The following is a 17,869-nucleotide window of genomic DNA, read 5'->3' on the forward strand; positions in this document are numbered from 1 at the left end:
CGGCGCTTCTTACGCTTGTGAGTCGCAATCTTCCTGCGCTTTCTTTTCTTTCCGCAAGGCATGTTGTTTCTCCGTTAAGGGTTAAACTTAAAAATGTGTCTCCAAATAGAGAAAATTTTAGGGGCTTTGTCAAGGGGACGGATTGCGTTATTTTTCTCAAATTAGGCGTTTTTAGGGCTCTTGGACGAGTTCCATCGCATTTTTTACGAGGGTGACCGCCTCTGCCGGTCCTTTTGCCCTGGGAGCCCCGTTGCTGAGGGCCTGGCGGAACTTGCGGGCTCCTGGAAGACCCGTGAAAAGGCCGTAGAGATGCTTTACCAGGATGGTCATCGGGCAGCCTTCGGCAATCTGCTTCTCCACGTAGGGGAGGTAGGCCTCGAGCAACGTCTTGCGTGTGGCGGGACGGCATTCTCCCGCAGCGATCTTCGCGGGGTCGTCGCTTTCGGGGCGGATGTCATTGAAAATGCGTTCGTCTGCATCGTGAAGGAACCACGGGTTCTCGTAGGCTTCGCGCCCGACCATCACGCCGTCCAAATCTTTCAACTGTTCCTCTATCTGGTCGAGCGTCTTGATGCCGCCGTTGATGCTGATGTTCAGGTCCGGCATTTGCGCCTTGAGGCGGTGCACGAAATCGTAGTGCAGCGGAGGCACTTCGCGGTTTTCCTTGGGACTGAGCCCCTGGAGCCAGGCCTTGCGCGCATGCACGATGAAAATCCGGCAACCCGCATTGCGGATAGTTTGTATAAAATCCTCGAAAAATTCCCAGCTGTCGAACTCGTCGACCCCGATGCGGCACTTGATGGAAACGGGGATGCTTACGGCATCTTGCATCGCCTTGAAGCAGTCGGCGACAACATTCTTCTCTTTCATGAGGCATGCACCGAAGTTCCCGTTCTGCACGCGGTCCGAAGGGCATCCGCAGTTCAGGTTCACTTCCTGGAACCCGGCGGCTTCTACCAGCTTGCTTGCGCTGGCGAGGTCTGCGGGGTTGCTTCCGCCCAGCTGCAAAACTGCAGGGTATTCGAACGGCTCGTGTCCGAGGAACTGCTCCGGCTTGGCGTGGAGCACCGCGTTCGCAACAACCATCTCGCTGTAGAGCAAGATGTGCTTGGAAATCAGCCGCAAAAAATAGCGTTCGTGACGGTCGGTGCAGTCGAGCATCGGCGCAATGGAAAGCCTGCGGTTGAAATCCAGATTCATGGCGGTAAATGTAGAAAAAGAAACGGGGGAGTTTATTGACAAGCTAAGCGATTCTATGTAATTTTTTTGCAGGAGATTTTTTATGAAAAAACTTTTCGTTTTTGTCGCCGCATCCCTGTTTCTTTTTGGGTGCGGCGAAGACAGCAAATCGGTTTCGATCGAGACGAACGAGGTCCCGGGAGAATCCAGCGATTCCCTGGTGGAATCGAGCTCGTCGATAGAAGAACCGCTCTCGTCCGATGCTATCGTTTTCAGTTCGTCCGAGGCCGAAGAAGACAAGATCTCTTACGGGATTTTGACTGATGCGCGTGACGGCCAAACTTACAAGACGGTAGTTATTGGCGAAGGGGAGTCTGCCCAGGAGTGGATGGCCGAAAACCTGAATTACAAGGAAGTAAATCAATTTGGATCCTGTTTCAAAAACCAGGAATACTATTGCGAATTATACGGGAAATTGTATCCATGGGAAACGGCCAAGAAAATGTGCCCCGAAGGGTGGCGCCTGCCCAGCAAGGAAGACTTTGAACAGCTGTCCGCGAATATGGGGAATTCCTTTACGGAGGGAGAACGGTTGAGGTCGAAAGAAGGATGGTCCTACAAAAACGGAACCGACAACTTTGGGTTCAACGCTCTCCCTGCCGGCTTTAAGCTTGCTTCGGAAGATTACAAGAACCTGGGCGACGGAGCCTATTTCTGGACGTCTTCGGAAAGCGAGGATGGTCAGCCGATTAGCTTTAGTTTGACTGACCGGTTTGATGGAGAAAGTACGGCTCTTGACGACAGCCGTTACGGCCTCTCTGTCCGCTGTCTGAAAGACGAATAGTCTTATGGATAAAATTTTAGCCTTCCTGCTTTTTTCTGCCGCTTTCGCCTTTGCACAGCTTGTGCCCGAGGGCATGGTGCTGCAGCCTGCCGATTCGTCCGCGCCGACTCCTGTCGTGGAACAGCCTGCTCCCGTAAACATGGTGGAAGTTCCGGAAGGGCAGTCGGTGAACTGGAACGAACCTGCCAATCCGGACAGCCTCAAGTATTATGAGGTGGAAGCTTTCCGCAACACACAAGACGCCACGCGCAAGCATGCGATTTCGAATGTGCTGCTGTGGGTGGCCGGAGGCATAGGCGTTGCCGGCTTCGGCGTGTTCGCCTCCGGGCTCTTTATCGAGGACGAGGGGCGCGGCCGTATTTGCCGTTACGTGGGCGAGGGCCTGCTTGTAGGTGCGCTGGCTTCTGTCGGGTTCTCGTACGGTTTCGACATTTCGGCGAACGGCTCGCGTATAAAGGCTCAGTATTACAACCAGAAACTGGCGGATTACAAGAAACGTCATTCGGCCATGGGTAACGAATAGGAGAAAGGATGGCACAGGAATCCATTGCGGAACTATCGAAGAACTTTCATGCGGAACACCGCGGTAATTGCGCCATGTCGGTGGCCTACGGTTATGCTCGGGCGACAGGGAAGTCTGAAGCGGAATCCGTAAACGCTGCGGAATTGTTCAGGAACTTTGGTGGCGGCCGCGCTCCCGAAGGCTTTTGTGGTGCGCTCTATGCGGCCAAGATGATGCAGCCGGACCATGCCGAATCTATCGAGGACTTTTTCAAGCGTGGCGCGAAGGGTTGCTCCAAGTGCAAGGAAATCCGCCCGAATGCCGTTATCCCGTGCAATCGTTGCGTGGAACTTGCCGGCGAAGCGTTGGACTTCTTGAACAAGTAGAGAAAAATTCTATCTTTCGCGCGGAAAGTTTTACTTGGTGCCTGGGAAAAATAAAGGGAGCCCTATGAAATCGAATGCAGTCTTGGTTGCACTGGCGATGAGCTTGGCTATTTTTTCCGCATGCAATGAAAGCACGTCGGCCGATGACGCCGTCGTCCCGGGAAACGCGTTTGCCCCCTCCTCGAGCAGCGTGATTCCGGAGAGTTCCACGGGACAGTCTTCTTCGGAAGAAAAGTCCGAAAAGCCCCGCACTCCCGGTTTTGACCGTTGCCATTTCAATTTCGGCGCGGCCTGGCAGGCAGCGCACGAAGACGAGGCCAACTACAAGGGGCTGGATTACGTGGCCGTTTGGCTGGGCGATAACGGCTGGTACAACGAATTCGAGAAGCGCATGGTGGAAACGTGCGTGAATATCCATGCGACACCCATGATCTACGCGTACGTGATTGCCGAGCTCGGCAAGGATATGGGCCTTGTGGACTGCAACATGAAGGACGAGGAGCATCCGAAGACGCTGTGTACCGACGGTGCCAATGTGCTGCGCCAGTTCTACAAGGATTCCATCTTGTACCGCTATGAACAGTATGCTTCGGGCATGAGGGATCAGCTGAAGGTTTTCCTGGAACAGGATCCGGACACGTTTGAAACCATCTGGCTTATCGAACCGGACTTTTACCAGTATTCGGAATCGTCTTCGCTGCAGAAGGCCGAGTTCAACGGCGACGTGCAGGAAGACGGCGGTATTCCCGATGCCGACATGGGCGTGTATTTCTCGGGAATCGTCGCTACCATCAAGAAGTATCTGCCGGCGGCGAAAATCGCGATCGATATTTCCCCGTGGATATCGGACTGGAACGGCCTTTCGCAGGCGGCGTGGTACGCCAATTTCGATATGAGCCTCGTGGACTACGCGAGCACTTCTGGAGGCGGAACCTTCGCGGGCGGAGAGAAAATCCGCGCGGGCAACAAGGCGACGTGGAAGGAAATCTACGAGATAACGGGCAAGCCGCTCTTGGCCGATGCCGGTTACGACCGTGGTGGCGAAGGAACTGGCCATGCCGAAATCTGGGACAACGTCGCGAACATCAACGCTCGTGCCGCGGATTACGTGCTGGGCGTGATGCAGATGGATGCCTCGCTCGATTATCCTGCTACCGTCGAGAAACTCCGGTCCCAGGTAATCGTGGATTATCCCTGGTGTAAATAGAAAGTAGAGGGAACTTATGTCTGTAATCGTGGTTGACTACAATGCCGGCAACTTGACATCCGTGATGAACGCGCTTTCGCGTATCGGCGTTGATGCCAAGTCGAGCCGGGATGCCGACGAAATCGCGAAGGCGACCCGCTTGATTTTCCCGGGCGTGGGAGCGGCGGCGTCTGCCATGGAAACCTTGACAAGGACCGGAATCGGCGAGGCCATCAAGACGGTGGTGAAGGCCGGAAACCCGGTACTCGGCATCTGTATCGGTTGCCAGATTATATTGGAAGAAAGCGAGGAAGACGGCGGCGTGAAGACTCTCGGGCTCGTCCCGGGCAAGGCCGTGCGATTCAGGGACGAACCGGGCCTCAAAATTCCGCACATGGGCTGGAACCAGGTGAACTTTACGCGCGAGCACCCGATCATGAAAGGTATCCGCAGCGGTTGCGACTTTTACTACGTGCATTCGTACCATCCGCAGGTTCCGGCGGAGTACGCCTTTGCCGAAACGACCTACGGCACGCAGACATTCCAGGGAATCGTGGGCAAGGACAACCTGATTGCCACGCAGTTCCATCAGGAAAAGAGCGGCGACGTGGGTCTCGCGATGCTCAAGAACTTCTGCGACTGGAATATTTAAGAAAATGCGGGCGGCAACGCCGCAATGAGGAGAGGCCGTCGCTTCTCCTTTTTTTGGAATTAAAACGTATCATGAAAACACGAAATTTGAAGAAATTCAAAAAAAGGCCTTAAAAGGCATAAAAAATACGATTTTTGTATCATTAACATGTTGCTTTTGTGAAAAAACGGGTGTATATTTATTGGCATGAAACCAATAACAGAATATCTGGATTACCGGCAGTTCATGCAGGACTACTACGACGAAAAGAAGCGTCTTTCGTCGTTCTCGTGGCGTGAATTCGCTCGTGCTGCAGGTTTTTCTTCTCCGACCTACCTGAAACTCGTGTGCGAGGGGAAGTCCCGCCTTTCTTCGGCGGGTGCGGAAAATGTCGGCGCGGCGTTGCACCTGGCCGGCTTTGAACTTGAATATTTCAAGGCCATGGTCAACTACTGCCATGCCGAATCGGATATGGATAAGAAGAAGACCTTCGAGCTCATGCTTGAACTTGCGAAAAACTGCAAGGTGAAGGTTCTCGACGGAGAGGCGTTCAAGTATTATGAATCCTGGATTCATCCGGTGGTGAGAGAATTGGCGCCGGTGATGCCAGGGGCGACTCCGGGAGAAATCGCGAAGCGTTGCTGCCAAGCGGTTAGTGCGGGGGAAATCCGGGAGTCGCTCGATTTTATGGTGAAGACGGGCCTCCTTAAGAAAAAGGGGGAGGGCTACGAACAGGCGGATGCGCACCTGAAGGGGTCCTCGGAAGTGATGCCGGTGGCGCTCCGTTCCATGCATCGAGAAATGGCCCAATTTGCCGAGGAAGCCATCGAGAAGTTCCCTGCTTCGGAGAGGAACTTTACCGGGCTTACGATGGGCCTTTCTGCCGAAGACTACGAACAGGTCTTGCAGGAGCTGGAACTTTGCCGTAAAAAGATTACCCAGATTGCATTGAAAAGCCGCTCCGTAGAGCGTGTCTATAGGTTAAATTTACAGTTGTTCCCGCTGACTTGGGGGGGGAGGATAAATAAATGAAGAAGACTTATGTTGAACTGATGGCGTTTGTTGGCCTGCTTGCCTTGGCCGCATGCTCCGAATCGGGCAAGATGGCGGGGGTGACGGAAGATGATAATGCCTTCGCCCAGAACGTTAGCAGTTCCTTGACCGATTCGCTGTCGAGTTCGTTGCCGGTGTTGTCGAGTTCGTCGCCGACGTTGTCGAGTAGCAGCGTTGCGGTGACGCCCAAGTTGGACTTGTGGAACGGCGCGGACGGTATCGCTAAGATAAACACGGATAATGAAATGACCGGTTACTGGTACAGTTTTAGTGACTATGTGGAAGGGGGCATGTCGACCCTCAGTTTTCCGGTGCAGCAAGGAAACGAGTATAGTGGCGAATCTTACGACGTTGTTGTTGATGCTTGTGGGGGCATGTGCGGGACCATTAAGTTGAGCAACGCCATATCGACTCCCTGGGTGGGGCTTGGCATCATGCTTGCCGAAGAGGATTCTACCGCGGATGTTTCCGCGTGGGGTGGCATCTGTGTAACGTATGCTTCTGAGTATCCGGTGAATGTCTATCTCAATGTGGATGTCGGTGGCATAGATACGATTAGCAATGTGTCTCCGTTTATGACTTATCCGATGATAACACTCCCGAAAACGGTGACAAATGCACCGACGCTTAAGAAGATGCTTGAACCTGATGCCGCCATTACGCGTTGTGCCAAGTGGAGCGATTTTAAGGTGTCTGCCTGGGCAGAATACAATGCGGCTAAATTGAGCAAGGTCTATTCTGGCGAAGAGGCTGCCAAAGCAATTAAGGCCATTACCTTTGTGTTTATGGGCAATTCCGATGGTTCGGGAGATTTCAATATCGTAGGTATCAGTACTTACGACGAGAATCTTCCGCAGTGGCGTGATGGCGGTGTGAATGAACAGGATGTCGGCTTGATCACTGATGATAGCGATTCATTGACTTGCTTGTGGAAGGGCTTGAATGGGTCTGGCATTGTAAATACGGGTTATAACGACCGGGATGAATTTGTCGGGATGCTGTATGATTACGATGCTTCTCCCGAGGGTGCATATTCAAGAATTGAATTTCCGGCTTATCCAAATCCGGAATACGAGCCTTATATGTATGAGCCTGTTATCATGGAATGCAATGGTTTTTGCGGAACGATGGAATTTACTTTGGAAAAAGCGGATTATGCCGCATCTGCTGTAGCGTTCAATATTGCTGAAGACACATTGACTTCTTGTGAAGGTAACACTTGCTATGGAACGCCTAAATTTGCCGATATCAAGGACTGGGGAGGCCTTTGCATCACTTATTATTCCGAAAAGGATGCTTACTTAAATGTTGTTGTAAAAGATGTCCCGTACGAAAATTCTCCGAAAGCCTCTCTCCCTGCATCGGGAGGGCTTATCGAAAAGTGTGTTGCCTGGGATGATTTTCAACCGAGTGTCCCGAATCTGGGAACGGCAGTGAGTACGATTCAGTTTATTGTAAAGAGTACTGAAAATGGCGATAGGAACCAGTTTAATATAGCGGGTATCGGCAAATATTCTACTAAAGGGGCTTGCTCTATTCCCAAAACCGTTTATTAAATTTATAAATGAAGGAGGTTGGGTGTTATGTTTAGGAAAATCTTGAGGCTTGTCACAAGCGTGGCGATGCTTTGTCTAGTCGCTTGTTTCGATGACAATCCGTCGGACGCTTCCATCGATTCGCCGGAGTCTAGCGGGACTTCGGTGGTGTCTGGCGAAAGCAGTTCGTCTGTTGCGGAGTCGAGCAGTGGCGATGCCGGCGGGAGTGCCGCGAATGTCGCGTCGAGCAGCAACGAAAATGTTGCGGCGACATCGAGTAGCGTAATTGCAAATTCCTCAAGTAGTGCAAAAGCTCCGAAAAATACGGCCGCTTGCATGTGGAAGGGCACGGATGAATACGTTCCTGTGAAGACAGGACTTGATCCTGACGATAAATATGGTGCCGGTTACTGGTATAATTTCGGAGATAGTTTTAAAGGTGGAAAGTCGTTTATTGAATTTCCGATTAATGACGATGATCAATTGAATGAATGGGAAAATATTGTACGTCTTATAGGGGAATGCGGCGGCTATTGTGGTGCGTTTGTTTTAGATAGGGGTTCTGCAAACGAAGCGTATGCCGGTTTTGGTTTCAATGTTGCTGGCGTTGAAGACCCGATGAAGTCGAACCCCATTGATGGTGTGAGAGAAGGGGATATCAGCGATTGGGGTGGTGTATGTGTAACATACGCCGCAGATCAGGATGTTTATTTGGAACTCGAAGCTGATAGTGCTGCTTTATATGAAGTTAAGCTTGATAAATCTATTGATTTTGTAGAAAAGTGCGTTACATGGAATGAACTGAATGCTGTAGAATCTTCAAAGCATGCTCGTAGCATTAGATTAAAAATGAAAAGTACCGAGAAAATGACGGGGCACCTTACTGTTTCGGCAATCGGTAAATATGATGCGAATGGAGCTTGTGAAATTGATGGCCATGCTGAAGTTTTACCAAAGGATAATGGCCCTGCAGCTGCCTATGAAGGGATTATTGTACTGCGCAGTTCCAGTTCTGGACAATGCACTGAACCGAAAGAAGTTAGCGAAATGTGGAATGGATTTGCATCTCCTCTGACGACCGTTGAGACGGGATTAGATAATGGTACCGAAACTTCAGGATATTGGTTCAGCTTTGACGATGATATGTCCGGTGTTGGTTCTGTAAAATTGCCGCAACCGCTTGGGATTGAATATCCGACGGGCGATGAAATTTATGATTACTGTATGGGCGCTTGTGGTGAATTGCAATTTGCAAAAGAAGGTTATTTGGGTATAGGTTTCCATGTCGCTGGTGTTGTTGATCCGCTTGATGGTGATTTACCGGCTGCTAAGGCTAATATCTCAAGTTGGGGAGGCTTGTGTGTAACGTATGCTTCGGACACTGATTTGGAAGTTATTTTGGCTTATACTCAAGAAGGTGGATTTGGAAATCTTTCTAGAATGCCTAAGATGACATTGCCCAAGTCCATTAAGCTAAAGACGGTATGTGCCGATTGGGATAATTTTATGACGGTGTTTAGTGAAGTCAGTACGACATTTATGACATCGATTCTCTTTGCAGTACAGGGCGAAGCGAATACTAAGAGCCGAATTAATATAAGAGGGCTTGGCAAGTATTCCGAAAAAACGAATTTCTGTTCACCGGGCGATGACCCGTTCGTATCAGGAAAGTTGGGACTGGTTATCAAATAATATGAAACCCGTCGCACTCGCGGCGGGTTTTCACTGGACATTTGTAAAGTAAGGCTAACTACGGCAGTTCGCCGCCGATGAGTTCCATCTGCTTTTTATAGATGTCCTTGCAGGCGTTCTCGCCGAGGTCGAGGAGCGTATTGAGCATGTTGCGGTCGAAGCTTGCGTGTTCGCCGGTACCTTGCACTTCGATGAAGTTCTTGGCATCTTGCATAACGACGTTCATGTCCACGTCGGCGGCGGAGTCTTCCACGTAGCAGAGGTCGCAGAGCGGCTTGCCATCGACGACGCCTACCGAGATGGCGGTGATGCCGTGTTTCAATATCTGCTGCGTGATGCCGAGGCGTTCCTTGATTTTCTTGAGGGCGATGGCGAGGGCGACAAAACCGCCGATGATGCTTGCCGTTCGCGTGCCACCGTCGGCTTCGATCACGTCGCAATCGACAACGATGGCGTTCTCGCCGAGAGCTGCGAGATCTGCGGCCCCGCGCAAAGAACGCCCGACCAAGCGCTGAATTTCTTGCGTGCGGCCGCTCGCGCCCTTGCGTTCGCGTTCTACACGCTTGCCCGTGCTCTGCGGGAGCAAGCTGTATTCGGCGGTAATCCAGCCCGTGCCGCGGCCGGCGAGCCAGTCCGGGACTTTCGGCAAAAGAGTCGCGTTGCAGATGACGCGGGTGCGCCCCATCTCGATGAGGACGGAACCATCGGCGCTCGAAATAAAGCCGGTGGTCATCTTGAGATTGCGGTATTCTTCAGGTTTTCTGTCTGTACGTGTGTAAGTCATAGTGATAAAATAGTGGTTAGTAAACGGTGGCCAGTGGTTGGTGAACCTGTCGAACTATGGGCTCGGTTACGGCGCTCTCCACTTTGTGGTTAAAGTTTGGCGGCTTCATCTTCCTTTCGTCTTTCGTCTATAGGCTCGCAGAGCCGTTCTTTCGTCTAATACGACAACTTCTCCGTCGTGCCTTCGCGGAAACTCCCGAGACGGTACACGAAGTCGCAGTAGGTCTGCAGTTCCTTGAGCGCGTCGATGACGGCTTCGTCCTTCGGGCTCCCTTCGAAGGAGAGGTGGAAGATGTATTCCCACGGGCGGTCGGGGTGCGGGCGGCTCTCGATGCGGGTGAGGTTCAGGTCGCGCTTGGCGAAACAGCCGAGCGCGGCGTGCAGGGCGCCGGACTTTCCGGAATCGCTCAGCATAAAGAGGAGCGTCGTCTTGATCGTGCCTTCTTCGGGAAGCGGGTTCGCCGTCTTCTGGATGGCGTAAAACCGGGTGAAGTTCACCCCCGGCAAGTTCTCTATGCCTTCGGCCAGAATATCCAGACCGTAGAACTTGCCGGCGTAGGCGCTCGCGATCGCGCCTACGGTTTTATCGCCACGCTTTGCGACCTCCTCGGCGCTGCCTGCGGTATCGTAGAACGCGGTGCTCCTGATTTGCGGGTTGCGCCCGAAAAAGCGGCTGCACTGCGCAAGGCCCTGCGGGTGGCTCAGCACTTCCTTGATGTCCTCGAGTTTTGTCCCGGGGAGTGCACAGAGCGAATGCGAAATCTGCAACTTGACTTCGCCCACGATGGGGTGGCGCCACTTGAACAGCAAATCGTAGTTGTCGTAGATGGAACCCGCGGTGGAGTTCTCTATAGGAATGGCTCCGCCGTCCACGGCGCCGGTCTCGATGCCCTGGAAAATCTGTTCGAACGTGTCCATCGGGACTACTTCGATATCGTTTCCGAACAGGTGGTAGGCGGCGCTTTCGCTATAGGCCCCGCGACGGCCCTGAAATGCGATTTTCTTCATAGTGTGAAAGATAGTAAACAGAGTGTATTATCAATCATCAATTATCAATCATCATTTATCAATTACTTAAACCTTCGCCCGCCCTGGTACTTGTGGCTCCAGTACTTGTCGTTCATCGGCGAAATCATCACGCCCTTGCTGGTGCTTGCGTGGATGAACCGGTCCCCGTTCAGGTAGATGCCTACGTGGTCGATTTTCCAGAAGCTGCCGAAGAATACAAGGTCGCCTTCCTTCAGGCTGCCCCTGCTCACCTTGGAACCGCGGGAATCCTTGTACATGCCGGAGGAACTGTGGTCGAGCGCGATATTGTAGTAGCCTTTGTAGACCTGCATCACGAATCCGGAGCAGTCCGTCTTTGTCTTGGTCGCCTGCCCGTAAACGTATTTTGCGCCGAGCCAGCCGCGGGCGTAGCTTTCGAGAGTCCCCCGGGATTCCGGCTTTGGCGCAACCTTGCTCGCTTCCTTTCGCGTGGCAGCTTCTTTCACCTTCTGGGCAGAAGTCTTGTGGTGCGTAGAAGTGTCCTGTACGGAGGATTGTTCCTGTGCGGCGGGCTGTTCCTGGACCGGCTCGCTCTGTGCGGCTTGACCGGGCGCGGGCTTGTAGTCGCCGATGGACCTGTCGTATCCGGTGCGGACAGGCATGGTGCAGTTGACAAGACAAATGCAGCCGATTGCAGCGAGCGTCCGGAAATAAAGTTTTTGAGACAGAGCCATCGATTGAAATGTAATAAAGTATATCTGTTTTAGGCAAAAGAAGGGATGTCGCGGAGAGAAAAAATTTAACTTTATGGGCATGGAACGCGAAAACTTTAAATCTCGACTCGGCTTTATTCTCATCGCTGCCGGCTGTGCCATCGGCCTCGGCAACGTGTGGCGTTTTCCCTACATTGCGGGCCAGTACGGCGGTGCGGCTTTCGTGCTGCCCTACCTCGGTTTCCTGCTTTTCCTCGGGCTCCCCATCCTCATGGCGGAACTCGCGCTCGGTCGTGGCGGCCGAAGCGGTATCGCCCGCGCCTTCGACAACCTGGAAAAGCCGGGTACCAAGTGGCATTGGGCAAAATTCCCGCTGATTTCGGCAAACTACATATTGATGGCTTTCTACTCGGTGGTTACGGGCTGGATGCTCTACTACTTTTACAAGATGGTCACCGACAACAACTTCCTCAAGGGAACTCCGGACCAGATTGCAGGTGGCTTCGGCGAGATGCTTTCGAATCCCGCACTCATGATATTCTGGATGACCGTCGCCATTGTGCTCGGCCTGGGCGTCGTTTCGCTCGGACTCCAGAAAGGCGTCGAGGGGGTTACCAAGAAGATGATGATTTGCCTGCTTGTCATCATGGTGCTGCTCGCCATCCGTGCCGTCACGCTTCCGGGTTCTACTGCCGGTCTTCAGTTCTACCTGTTGCCGTCTTTCGAACGCCTGACCCAGTCCGGCAAGGGGGTCGGCGAGGCAATCTTCGCCGCGTTCGCGCACGCGTTCTTCACGCTGAGCATCGGTATCGGTAGTATGGCTATTTTCGGAAGTTACATCGGCAAGAAGCATTCCCTCGTCAAGGAGGCTGCAAGCGTCTGCATTCTCGATACTGTCGTCGCCCTTGTTGCGGGTATCATCATCATCCCGAGTTGTTTCGCGTTCAACCAGTCACCCGGTCAGGGACCCGGCCTTATCTTCGTCACGCTCTCGAACGTGTTCTCCATGATGCCCGCGGGCAGGTTCTGCGGTGCTGCGTTCTTCCTCTTCATGTCGTTTGCGGCGCTTTCTACCCTGATAGCCGTATTCGAGAACCTTGTCTCGTTCTGGATGGACCTCAAGGGCTACAGCCGCAAGAAGGTCGCCTTCTGGAACATCCTGGTCGTGTTTATGCTTTCGATTCCGTGTGCTCTCGGATTCAACGTGCTTGCGGGCTTTGAACCGTTCGGCCCTGGCAGCTGCGTTCTCGATCTCGAGGATTTCATCGTGAGCAATACGATGCTTCCGGCGGGTGGCATGTTCATGGCGATATTCTGCTCCAGCCGCTACGGATGGGGCCAGGAGAAGTTCTTTGCCGAAATCAACTCCGGCAAGGGCTACAAGATTCCGAACAATGCTTTCTTCAGGATTTACTTCAAGTGGATATTGCCGGTCCTGGTTTCCATCTTGCTTATCCAGGGGTATCTCTCCAAGTTTGCGCCGGAGCTCTGCGAAAAAATATTCGGATAGTCCCAAAAACGTCAAAAAAGCCCCCAATATTCCACATTGGAATAAGTTTTACGTAAAATAAACTCGTTTCGGTGGTCTTTCTGCCCGTAAACGGGTAATTTCTCTATATTCAACTATGGGGGTTATATGCCTAATGCAAAGTCCAATTTTGGACACATCCTGTTAATTACGTTGTCCGCTGCGATAGGCGGATTCCTGTTTGGCTTTGATTCGTCTGTAATCAATGGTGCAAACGGTGCTTTGAAGGTGCATTTTAACGCTACGGATTATCAGCTTGCTTGGGCGGTCTCGTTGGCGTTGATCGGTGCTGCCGTCGGAGCGTACTTTGCCGGACGCCTGGCCGATATGTTCGGCCGTGTTCGCTGCATGCTTGCGGCTTCGGCGTTGTTCCTGATAAGTGCCATCGGCTCGGGTATTCCGTTCGGTATCCCGGACTTTATCATGTGGCGTGTCATTGGTGGTATCGGTATCGGTGTCGCCAGTATCATCGCCCCGATCTACATTGCCGAAACGGCTCCGGCCCATTTGCGTGGACGCTTGGGCTCGATGCAGCAATTTGCGATCGTGATCGGTATCTTCGTGGCACTTCTTTCGAATTACGTGATCGTTCGTATCGCGGGTTCGGCAAACAATGTCTTCTTCGGCAGTTTCAGGGCCTGGCAGATCATGTTCTGGGTCGAAATCATCCCGGCAGCCCTTTATGGGCTTGCCGCGTGGAACCTTCCGGAATCGCCGCGTTACCTTGTGCGCAAGGGATACCTGGAAAAGGCCAAGGAAGTTCTCGCGAAGATTGACTCCGAAGGCGTTGATAAGGAAATCGAGAATATCCACGAGACCTTCAAGAACGAAAAGCCTGCCAAGCTGGCCGACTTGCTCGAAATGGTCGGTGGCAAGAAGCGGGTCTCTCCGATTGTGTGGTCCGGTCTTGGACTTGCCATCTTGCAGCAGCTGGTGGGTATCAACGTCATCTTCTACTATGGCACGATGCTCTGGCAGAGCGTTGGTTTCGGTGAAAGTGACGCCTTCTTCACTAGCGTGATTTCGAGCGCCGTTAACTTGGTGATGACCATTGTCGCCATCATGCTTATCGACAAGCTTGGCCGTAAGCCGTTGCTTCTTATCGGTAGCATTGGTATGGCGATTACACTCAGCACCCTGACGGTTTGCTTCATGAGCGCGAACGCCGATGGAAGCCTCCCTGGAGCTGCGGGTGTCATCGCGTTGATTTCGGCTAATCTCTACATTACGTTCTTCGCGGCAACTTGGGGCCCGGTCATGTGGGTTATGCTGGGCGAAATGTTCAACAACCGCATCCGTGCAGTTGCCATTGCCATATGCGGACTTGCCCAGTGGGGCGCGAACTTCATCGTGACCTGGAGCTTCCCGGTGTTTACGGGCAAGGACGGCATAGGTGTCGGGCCGACATACGCCATCTATTCGTTCTTCGCCATCTTTAGCATCTTCTTCGTGGCCAAGTTCATCAAGGAGACGAAGGGCAAGGAACTCGAAGAAATGTAAATTTGACCCGTTCTGGGTTACTGAATGAAACGGCGTAAAAAACGTACTCCTATGAACCGCTCGCAGATGATGCAGGCGGTTCATTCTGAAGATACAAGACCTGAGCTGATTGTCCGCAAGGAACTGTTCCGCTCGGGTTTTCGCTATAGACTCCACCGCCGTGATTTACCGGGTTCGCCCGATTTATATATCCTGAAGTACGGGGTGGTCGTTTTTGTCAACGGTTGCTTTTGGCACCAGCATGGCTGCAAGTTTACGAGCCGTCCCAAGAGCAATTCCGATTTTTGGAACGATAAGTTTACAAATAACGTTGTGCGTGATATTAGGACGAACTGGAAACTGTCGCTGCAGGGATTTCGCGTGGCGACCGTCTGGGAATGTTCTGTCAAGAACGACTTTAAACGTACCCTGGAACGACTCAAGGCGTTCATCGTAGGCGACGAAGAAACGATAGAGATATAAGACACATTTTTTGGATTTTACGAGGTGCCAATGTCTATTCTTGAAAAAATCAGTGATTTTATCGGCAAGTGGATGGCCGTTGTCGTGTTGATTATTGCGGCGCTTTCACTATTTGTTCCCAAAATGACACTCTGGATTGAACTCGGCTGGGTGAATTACCTTCTGATGGTCGTGATGTTCGGCATGGGGCTCACGCTCAGGCTGGGCGATTTCAAGCTCGTGTTTACGCGCCCCAAAGAAATTACGATTGGATGTGCATCGCAATTCATCGTGATGCCTGCACTCGCATTCTTGCTTTCCAAGATTTTCGGGCTCGACGCCGCGCTGATGGCGGGCGTGGTTCTCGTAGGCACCTGCCCTGGCGGGACATCTAGCAACGTGATTACATACCTATCGAAAGGCGACGTGGCGCTCTCCGTGGGTATGACGAGCGTGAATACGCTGCTCGCTCCCGTGCTGACGCCGGCGATTACTTACCTGCTCTTGCGCACCACCGTGAACGTCGACGTGCTGGCGATGTTCCTTTCCATCGTGAAGGTTGTCATCGTGCCGATTGCGCTCGGGTTAATCATCAACAAGTTTTTCGGCAAATGGACTGCCCGCGCTGTGAAGGTTCTGCCGCTCGTTTCCGTGATTGCCATCGCGATGATTGTGGCCGCAGTCGTTTCGCACAACGCCGCAAAGATTCTTTCGACAGGTGCCATCGTGTTCGCGGTGGTGATTTTGCACAACCTGCTCGGCTACGGCTGCGGTTTTGGCCTCGGAAAGTTGCTGAAATTCTCTACACCCAAGACGAAGGCACTTTCCATCGAAATCGGCATGCAGAATTCCGGACTCGCTACAAGCCTTGCGGCGACTGCGTTCTCGGGCCTTGCCATGGCGACTGTGCCTGGCGCCATATTCTCCGTGTGGCACAACATTTCGGGAGCGATTTTGGCGAATGTTTATCGCCGGAAGGAATAGCAGGCTTTAAAAAGGCTATCTTTCTAGCAGCTTTTAGGAGTTTATATGAAAATGAATTATGCCGAATGGGTTTGCCCGGAATGCAAGACCAAGAACCGCGAAACTTGCAACATGTGGATGTACGGCAGTCCGATTCGCGAATGCAAGGCCTGCCGCAGCGAATACCTGGACAGGCGCTGGCGCGAGGTGGCAATTGACGGATTTGATCCGCGTAGCAAGAATGCAAAATTCTACGCAAAAGGAGCCGCATTCCTTTTGTCAATGGCAATAATCTGCGGGGTATTACTTCAAACTTCATTCGTACATGGAAACAATTTCACAAAGCTTACCCTGGCGTGCATCCTATGCTCGCTATTCGGCGTCGTTAGCGGATTCATCGCGCTCCGGATCAAGCTCGGCTTCGCAGCCAAGGACAACGATAAGTTTATGGCCGAATCCAAGGCGCGCCTAGGCGACCCGAAATACGTCGAAAAAATACGAAAGTTTGGATACAAAATTTAAATCACCTTCTCGTGCGCCCCGAATACCAAGGCCAAAGCATCGGCAAGGAACTCGTGGAACGTATCAAGGAAATCTACAAGGATTACCAGCCTGTGGACGTAGGTTCCTTTTTCACCCAATAGCCGCCAGTCTTTTTAGAACCACGACGTTCAATAAGTTCTTTTTTACGCAAAGACGAAACAACCTTATCAAGTGTGTCAATAGGCATTTGTAGTCTGCCAGAAAGTTCTTTTATCATAACTCCAGGTCTTTTTGTGATTTCCAGGAACACTTTCTGCTGTGTTTCATTTAGTTCAATTTTTAATCCGCCACTTAATCCGCCACTTAATCCGCCATTTAATCCGCCAAAATTGCTCTTTTCTGACACATGATCAAGAGGCCGTTTCTTCGTTTTTCGAGCAAAAGACCCAAATTGAATATTTACATCAGGATAGAACCTAAAGAAACCTCGACAATCGAGTTCACCAATATTTTCCAGCAAATTATCCCTGCTATATCTCGCTGTTACAACATCTTTGGGGTCCAAATCTACCGAATTTTGCATAAATTCAGAAAAAGCTTCATTTATTGTTTTAGCCATATATCCTCCCTACCATAATTTCCCTCATGAAGCTATTGACTTCAGCACAAAAATATTGTATATTATGGTCAAGTTCAGCAATGAACTTTGCCGGGGCTATATGCTCGGGCAGCCAGGGTTTTCCACGTTTTTGTGCCGAAAAAACGTGGATTTTTTTATATCTCGTCAAAATCAAACCTCCTTACATCCGAGCCAATAATAACAAAAAGGGTTCCGACCTTCTTGTTTTTTACATGTTTTTTTATTTTGCCCAATACGCGGGAAACATTCCTTTCATCAAGCAGTCTCAAAACCACATTATTCGCCTGCTTAAGAGCCTCTACAAAGCGCTGCTCCACCTTCGAAAGCTTAACTTGTTTAAAATCATATATCAATCCATCAATGATTGCATCGGGATTCTTGCCCACAGCATTGTTTTCAGGCAACATCCAAACGAAATGTCCCGCAGCAGCCAACATTGATGCAATCTCCATTTCTTTTTCAAGAACATCCTTTGCATTCTTGCTCTTTTCAGATTGTATTTTTCGGGTCTTAGAGAGTCGCACCCCATTTACGCGAATCCAATCCTCTTCGGGAAATTTTGTCAAAGCCAAATTTTTTGCGGCAAGTTCGTACGCCGACTTTAGCGAAGCGTCCAACTTCGCCATTCTGCGTTTCTGCGAACTTCTTTTTGTTTTCACTTTTTTGGTCAAAACAATCTCCGATTGCCAACATTCTTAAACGTATCGAATTCGCTACGTTTAAGAAATCTTTTAGGGCCTTGATGATATTTTCACCTCCTTTCATCCTCTCGGATAGCGTAGTTTAGCGCCGCATTTAGGGCAACGCAGAATCAGTTCCTTAA

The 17,869-nt window shown here is 51.4% G+C and carries 21 protein-coding genes; 14 read left to right on the forward strand and 7 right to left on the reverse strand.

Annotated features, from left to right (window positions below; all coding sequences use genetic code 11):
- Positions 1-171: 171 nt before the first annotated feature.
- Positions 172-1,200, reverse strand: coding sequence for a tRNA dihydrouridine(20/20a) synthase DusA (gene dusA / locus B3M32_RS03390; RefSeq protein WP_290743592.1), 1,029 nt, complete (start codon positions 1,198-1,200; stop codon positions 172-174).
- Between the two features lie 82 nt (positions 1,201-1,282).
- Between dusA and B3M32_RS03395 the strand changes: the two genes are divergently transcribed.
- The 6 genes from B3M32_RS03395 (at position 1,283) to B3M32_RS03420 (ending at position 5,760) form a co-directional block, all read left to right on the forward strand.
- Complete coding sequence (locus B3M32_RS03395; protein ID WP_290743593.1) at positions 1,283-2,023, forward strand: fibrobacter succinogenes major paralogous domain-containing protein; 741 nt, start codon at positions 1,283-1,285, stop codon at positions 2,021-2,023.
- Between the two features lie 4 nt (positions 2,024-2,027).
- On the forward strand, positions 2,028-2,546 hold the full coding sequence (locus B3M32_RS03400) for a hypothetical protein (RefSeq protein ID WP_290743594.1): 519 nt from the start codon (positions 2,028-2,030) through the stop codon (positions 2,544-2,546).
- 8 nt (positions 2,547-2,554) lie between these two features.
- On the forward strand, positions 2,555-2,911 hold the full coding sequence (locus B3M32_RS03405) for a hypothetical protein (RefSeq protein WP_290743595.1): 357 nt from the start codon (positions 2,555-2,557) through the stop codon (positions 2,909-2,911).
- A gap of 64 nt (positions 2,912-2,975) precedes the next feature.
- On the forward strand, positions 2,976-4,118 hold the full coding sequence (locus B3M32_RS03410; RefSeq protein ID WP_290743597.1) for a hypothetical protein: 1,143 nt from the start codon (positions 2,976-2,978) through the stop codon (positions 4,116-4,118).
- A 16-nt stretch (positions 4,119-4,134) separates the two neighbouring features.
- Entirely contained in the window at positions 4,135-4,749 is a 615-nt protein-coding gene (gene hisH, locus B3M32_RS03415; protein ID WP_290743598.1) for an imidazole glycerol phosphate synthase subunit HisH, read from the forward strand.
- A 186-nt stretch (positions 4,750-4,935) separates the two neighbouring features.
- A complete protein-coding gene (locus tag B3M32_RS03420; protein WP_290743599.1) occupies positions 4,936-5,760 on the forward strand; it encodes a TIGR02147 family protein in 825 nt (274 codons plus the stop codon).
- A gap of 7 nt (positions 5,761-5,767) precedes the next feature.
- On the opposite strand, the gene B3M32_RS03425 is transcribed toward B3M32_RS03420, so the two are convergent.
- Positions 5,768-6,016, reverse strand: coding sequence for a hypothetical protein (locus B3M32_RS03425; protein WP_290743600.1), 249 nt, complete (start codon positions 6,014-6,016; stop codon positions 5,768-5,770).
- 10 nt (positions 6,017-6,026) lie between these two features.
- Here B3M32_RS03425 and B3M32_RS03430 point away from each other — a divergent pair, with 10 nt between their 5' ends.
- Entirely contained in the window at positions 6,027-7,337 is a 1,311-nt protein-coding gene (locus B3M32_RS03430; protein WP_290743601.1) for a hypothetical protein, read from the forward strand.
- A 27-nt stretch (positions 7,338-7,364) separates the two neighbouring features.
- On the forward strand, positions 7,365-9,008 hold the full coding sequence (locus B3M32_RS03435) for a hypothetical protein (RefSeq protein ID WP_290743602.1): 1,644 nt from the start codon (positions 7,365-7,367) through the stop codon (positions 9,006-9,008).
- A 58-nt stretch (positions 9,009-9,066) separates the two neighbouring features.
- Here B3M32_RS03435 and rph read toward each other — a convergent pair whose 3' ends face one another.
- From rph to B3M32_RS03450, 3 genes are all read right to left on the reverse strand, one after another.
- Positions 9,067-9,792 carry a ribonuclease PH gene (gene rph / locus B3M32_RS03440; RefSeq protein WP_290743604.1) on the reverse strand — a complete coding sequence of 242 codons (726 nt, stop codon included), beginning with the start codon at positions 9,790-9,792 and terminating at the stop codon, positions 9,067-9,069.
- A gap of 155 nt (positions 9,793-9,947) precedes the next feature.
- Positions 9,948-10,799, reverse strand: coding sequence for a prephenate dehydratase (pheA, locus tag B3M32_RS03445; RefSeq protein WP_290743605.1), 852 nt, complete (start codon positions 10,797-10,799; stop codon positions 9,948-9,950).
- 62 nt (positions 10,800-10,861) lie between these two features.
- Entirely contained in the window at positions 10,862-11,512 is a 651-nt protein-coding gene (locus B3M32_RS03450) for a C40 family peptidase (protein ID WP_290743606.1), read from the reverse strand.
- 79 nt (positions 11,513-11,591) lie between these two features.
- Here B3M32_RS03450 and B3M32_RS03455 point away from each other — a divergent pair, with 79 nt between their 5' ends.
- The 6 genes from B3M32_RS03455 (at position 11,592) to B3M32_RS12405 (ending at position 16,567) form a co-directional block, all read left to right on the forward strand.
- Positions 11,592-13,001, forward strand: a complete 1,410-nt coding sequence (locus tag B3M32_RS03455; RefSeq protein ID WP_290743607.1) for a sodium-dependent transporter — start codon at positions 11,592-11,594, stop codon at positions 12,999-13,001.
- A 126-nt stretch (positions 13,002-13,127) separates the two neighbouring features.
- Positions 13,128-14,519 (forward strand): sugar porter family MFS transporter, encoded by a 1,392-nt coding sequence (locus tag B3M32_RS03460; RefSeq protein ID WP_290743608.1) that lies wholly within the window; start codon positions 13,128-13,130, stop codon positions 14,517-14,519.
- Between the two features lie 51 nt (positions 14,520-14,570).
- Positions 14,571-14,981 (forward strand): very short patch repair endonuclease, encoded by a 411-nt coding sequence (locus tag B3M32_RS03465; protein WP_290743610.1) that lies wholly within the window; start codon positions 14,571-14,573, stop codon positions 14,979-14,981.
- Between the two features lie 30 nt (positions 14,982-15,011).
- Complete coding sequence (locus B3M32_RS03470) at positions 15,012-15,944, forward strand: bile acid:sodium symporter family protein (protein WP_290743611.1); 933 nt, start codon at positions 15,012-15,014, stop codon at positions 15,942-15,944.
- 45 nt (positions 15,945-15,989) lie between these two features.
- Complete coding sequence (locus tag B3M32_RS03475) at positions 15,990-16,445, forward strand: hypothetical protein (RefSeq protein ID WP_290743612.1); 456 nt, start codon at positions 15,990-15,992, stop codon at positions 16,443-16,445.
- An 11-nt stretch (positions 16,446-16,456) separates the two neighbouring features.
- Complete coding sequence (locus tag B3M32_RS12405) at positions 16,457-16,567, forward strand: GNAT family N-acetyltransferase (protein ID WP_141225524.1); 111 nt, start codon at positions 16,457-16,459, stop codon at positions 16,565-16,567.
- On the opposite strand, the gene B3M32_RS03480 is transcribed toward B3M32_RS12405, so the two are convergent.
- Positions 16,528-17,025 (reverse strand): hypothetical protein, encoded by a 498-nt coding sequence (locus tag B3M32_RS03480; protein WP_290743613.1) that lies wholly within the window; start codon positions 17,023-17,025, stop codon positions 16,528-16,530. The two genes, B3M32_RS12405 and B3M32_RS03480, sit on opposite strands and share 40 nt — an antisense overlap.
- 155 nt (positions 17,026-17,180) lie before the next feature.
- Complete coding sequence (locus B3M32_RS03485) at positions 17,181-17,717, reverse strand: hypothetical protein (protein ID WP_290743614.1); 537 nt, start codon at positions 17,715-17,717, stop codon at positions 17,181-17,183.
- Positions 17,718-17,869: the final 152 nt, after the last annotated feature.

Origin of the sequence: Fibrobacter sp. UBA4309, from assembly GCF_002395745.1 — a bacterium.
Taxonomy (GTDB): Bacteria; Fibrobacterota; Fibrobacteria; order Fibrobacterales; family Fibrobacteraceae; genus Fibrobacter.

Bases quoted from the DNA above. Each gene is read 5' to 3' on its own strand.
- B3M32_RS03455 (WP_290743607.1), top strand. From the start codon at position 11,592: ATGGAACGCGAAAACTTTAAATCTCGACTCGGCTTTATTCTCATCGCT.
- B3M32_RS03470 (WP_290743611.1), top strand. From the start codon at position 15,012: ATGTCTATTCTTGAAAAAATCAGTGATTTTATCGGCAAGTGGATGGCC.
- B3M32_RS03405 (WP_290743595.1), top strand. From the start codon at position 2,555: ATGGCACAGGAATCCATTGCGGAACTATCGAAGAACTTTCATGCGGAA.
- pheA (WP_290743605.1), bottom strand. From the start codon at position 10,799: ATGAAGAAAATCGCATTTCAGGGCCGTCGCGGGGCCTATAGCGAAAGC.
- rph (WP_290743604.1), bottom strand. From the start codon at position 9,792: ATGACTTACACACGTACAGACAGAAAACCTGAAGAATACCGCAATCTC.
- hisH (WP_290743598.1), top strand. From the start codon at position 4,135: ATGTCTGTAATCGTGGTTGACTACAATGCCGGCAACTTGACATCCGTG.
- B3M32_RS03410 (WP_290743597.1), top strand. From the start codon at position 2,976: ATGAAATCGAATGCAGTCTTGGTTGCACTGGCGATGAGCTTGGCTATT.
- B3M32_RS03460 (WP_290743608.1), top strand. From the start codon at position 13,128: ATGCCTAATGCAAAGTCCAATTTTGGACACATCCTGTTAATTACGTTG.
- B3M32_RS03395 (WP_290743593.1), top strand. From the start codon at position 1,283: ATGAAAAAACTTTTCGTTTTTGTCGCCGCATCCCTGTTTCTTTTTGGG.
- dusA (WP_290743592.1), bottom strand. From the start codon at position 1,200: ATGAATCTGGATTTCAACCGCAGGCTTTCCATTGCGCCGATGCTCGAC.
- B3M32_RS03400 (WP_290743594.1), top strand. From the start codon at position 2,028: ATGGATAAAATTTTAGCCTTCCTGCTTTTTTCTGCCGCTTTCGCCTTT.
- B3M32_RS03475 (WP_290743612.1), top strand. From the start codon at position 15,990: ATGAAAATGAATTATGCCGAATGGGTTTGCCCGGAATGCAAGACCAAG.
- B3M32_RS03480 (WP_290743613.1), bottom strand. From the start codon at position 17,025: ATGGCTAAAACAATAAATGAAGCTTTTTCTGAATTTATGCAAAATTCG.
- B3M32_RS03430 (WP_290743601.1), top strand. From the start codon at position 6,027: ATGACCGGTTACTGGTACAGTTTTAGTGACTATGTGGAAGGGGGCATG.
- B3M32_RS03420 (WP_290743599.1), top strand. From the start codon at position 4,936: ATGAAACCAATAACAGAATATCTGGATTACCGGCAGTTCATGCAGGAC.
- B3M32_RS03465 (WP_290743610.1), top strand. From the start codon at position 14,571: ATGAACCGCTCGCAGATGATGCAGGCGGTTCATTCTGAAGATACAAGA.
- B3M32_RS03450 (WP_290743606.1), bottom strand. From the start codon at position 11,512: ATGGCTCTGTCTCAAAAACTTTATTTCCGGACGCTCGCTGCAATCGGC.
- B3M32_RS03435 (WP_290743602.1), top strand. From the start codon at position 7,365: ATGTTTAGGAAAATCTTGAGGCTTGTCACAAGCGTGGCGATGCTTTGT.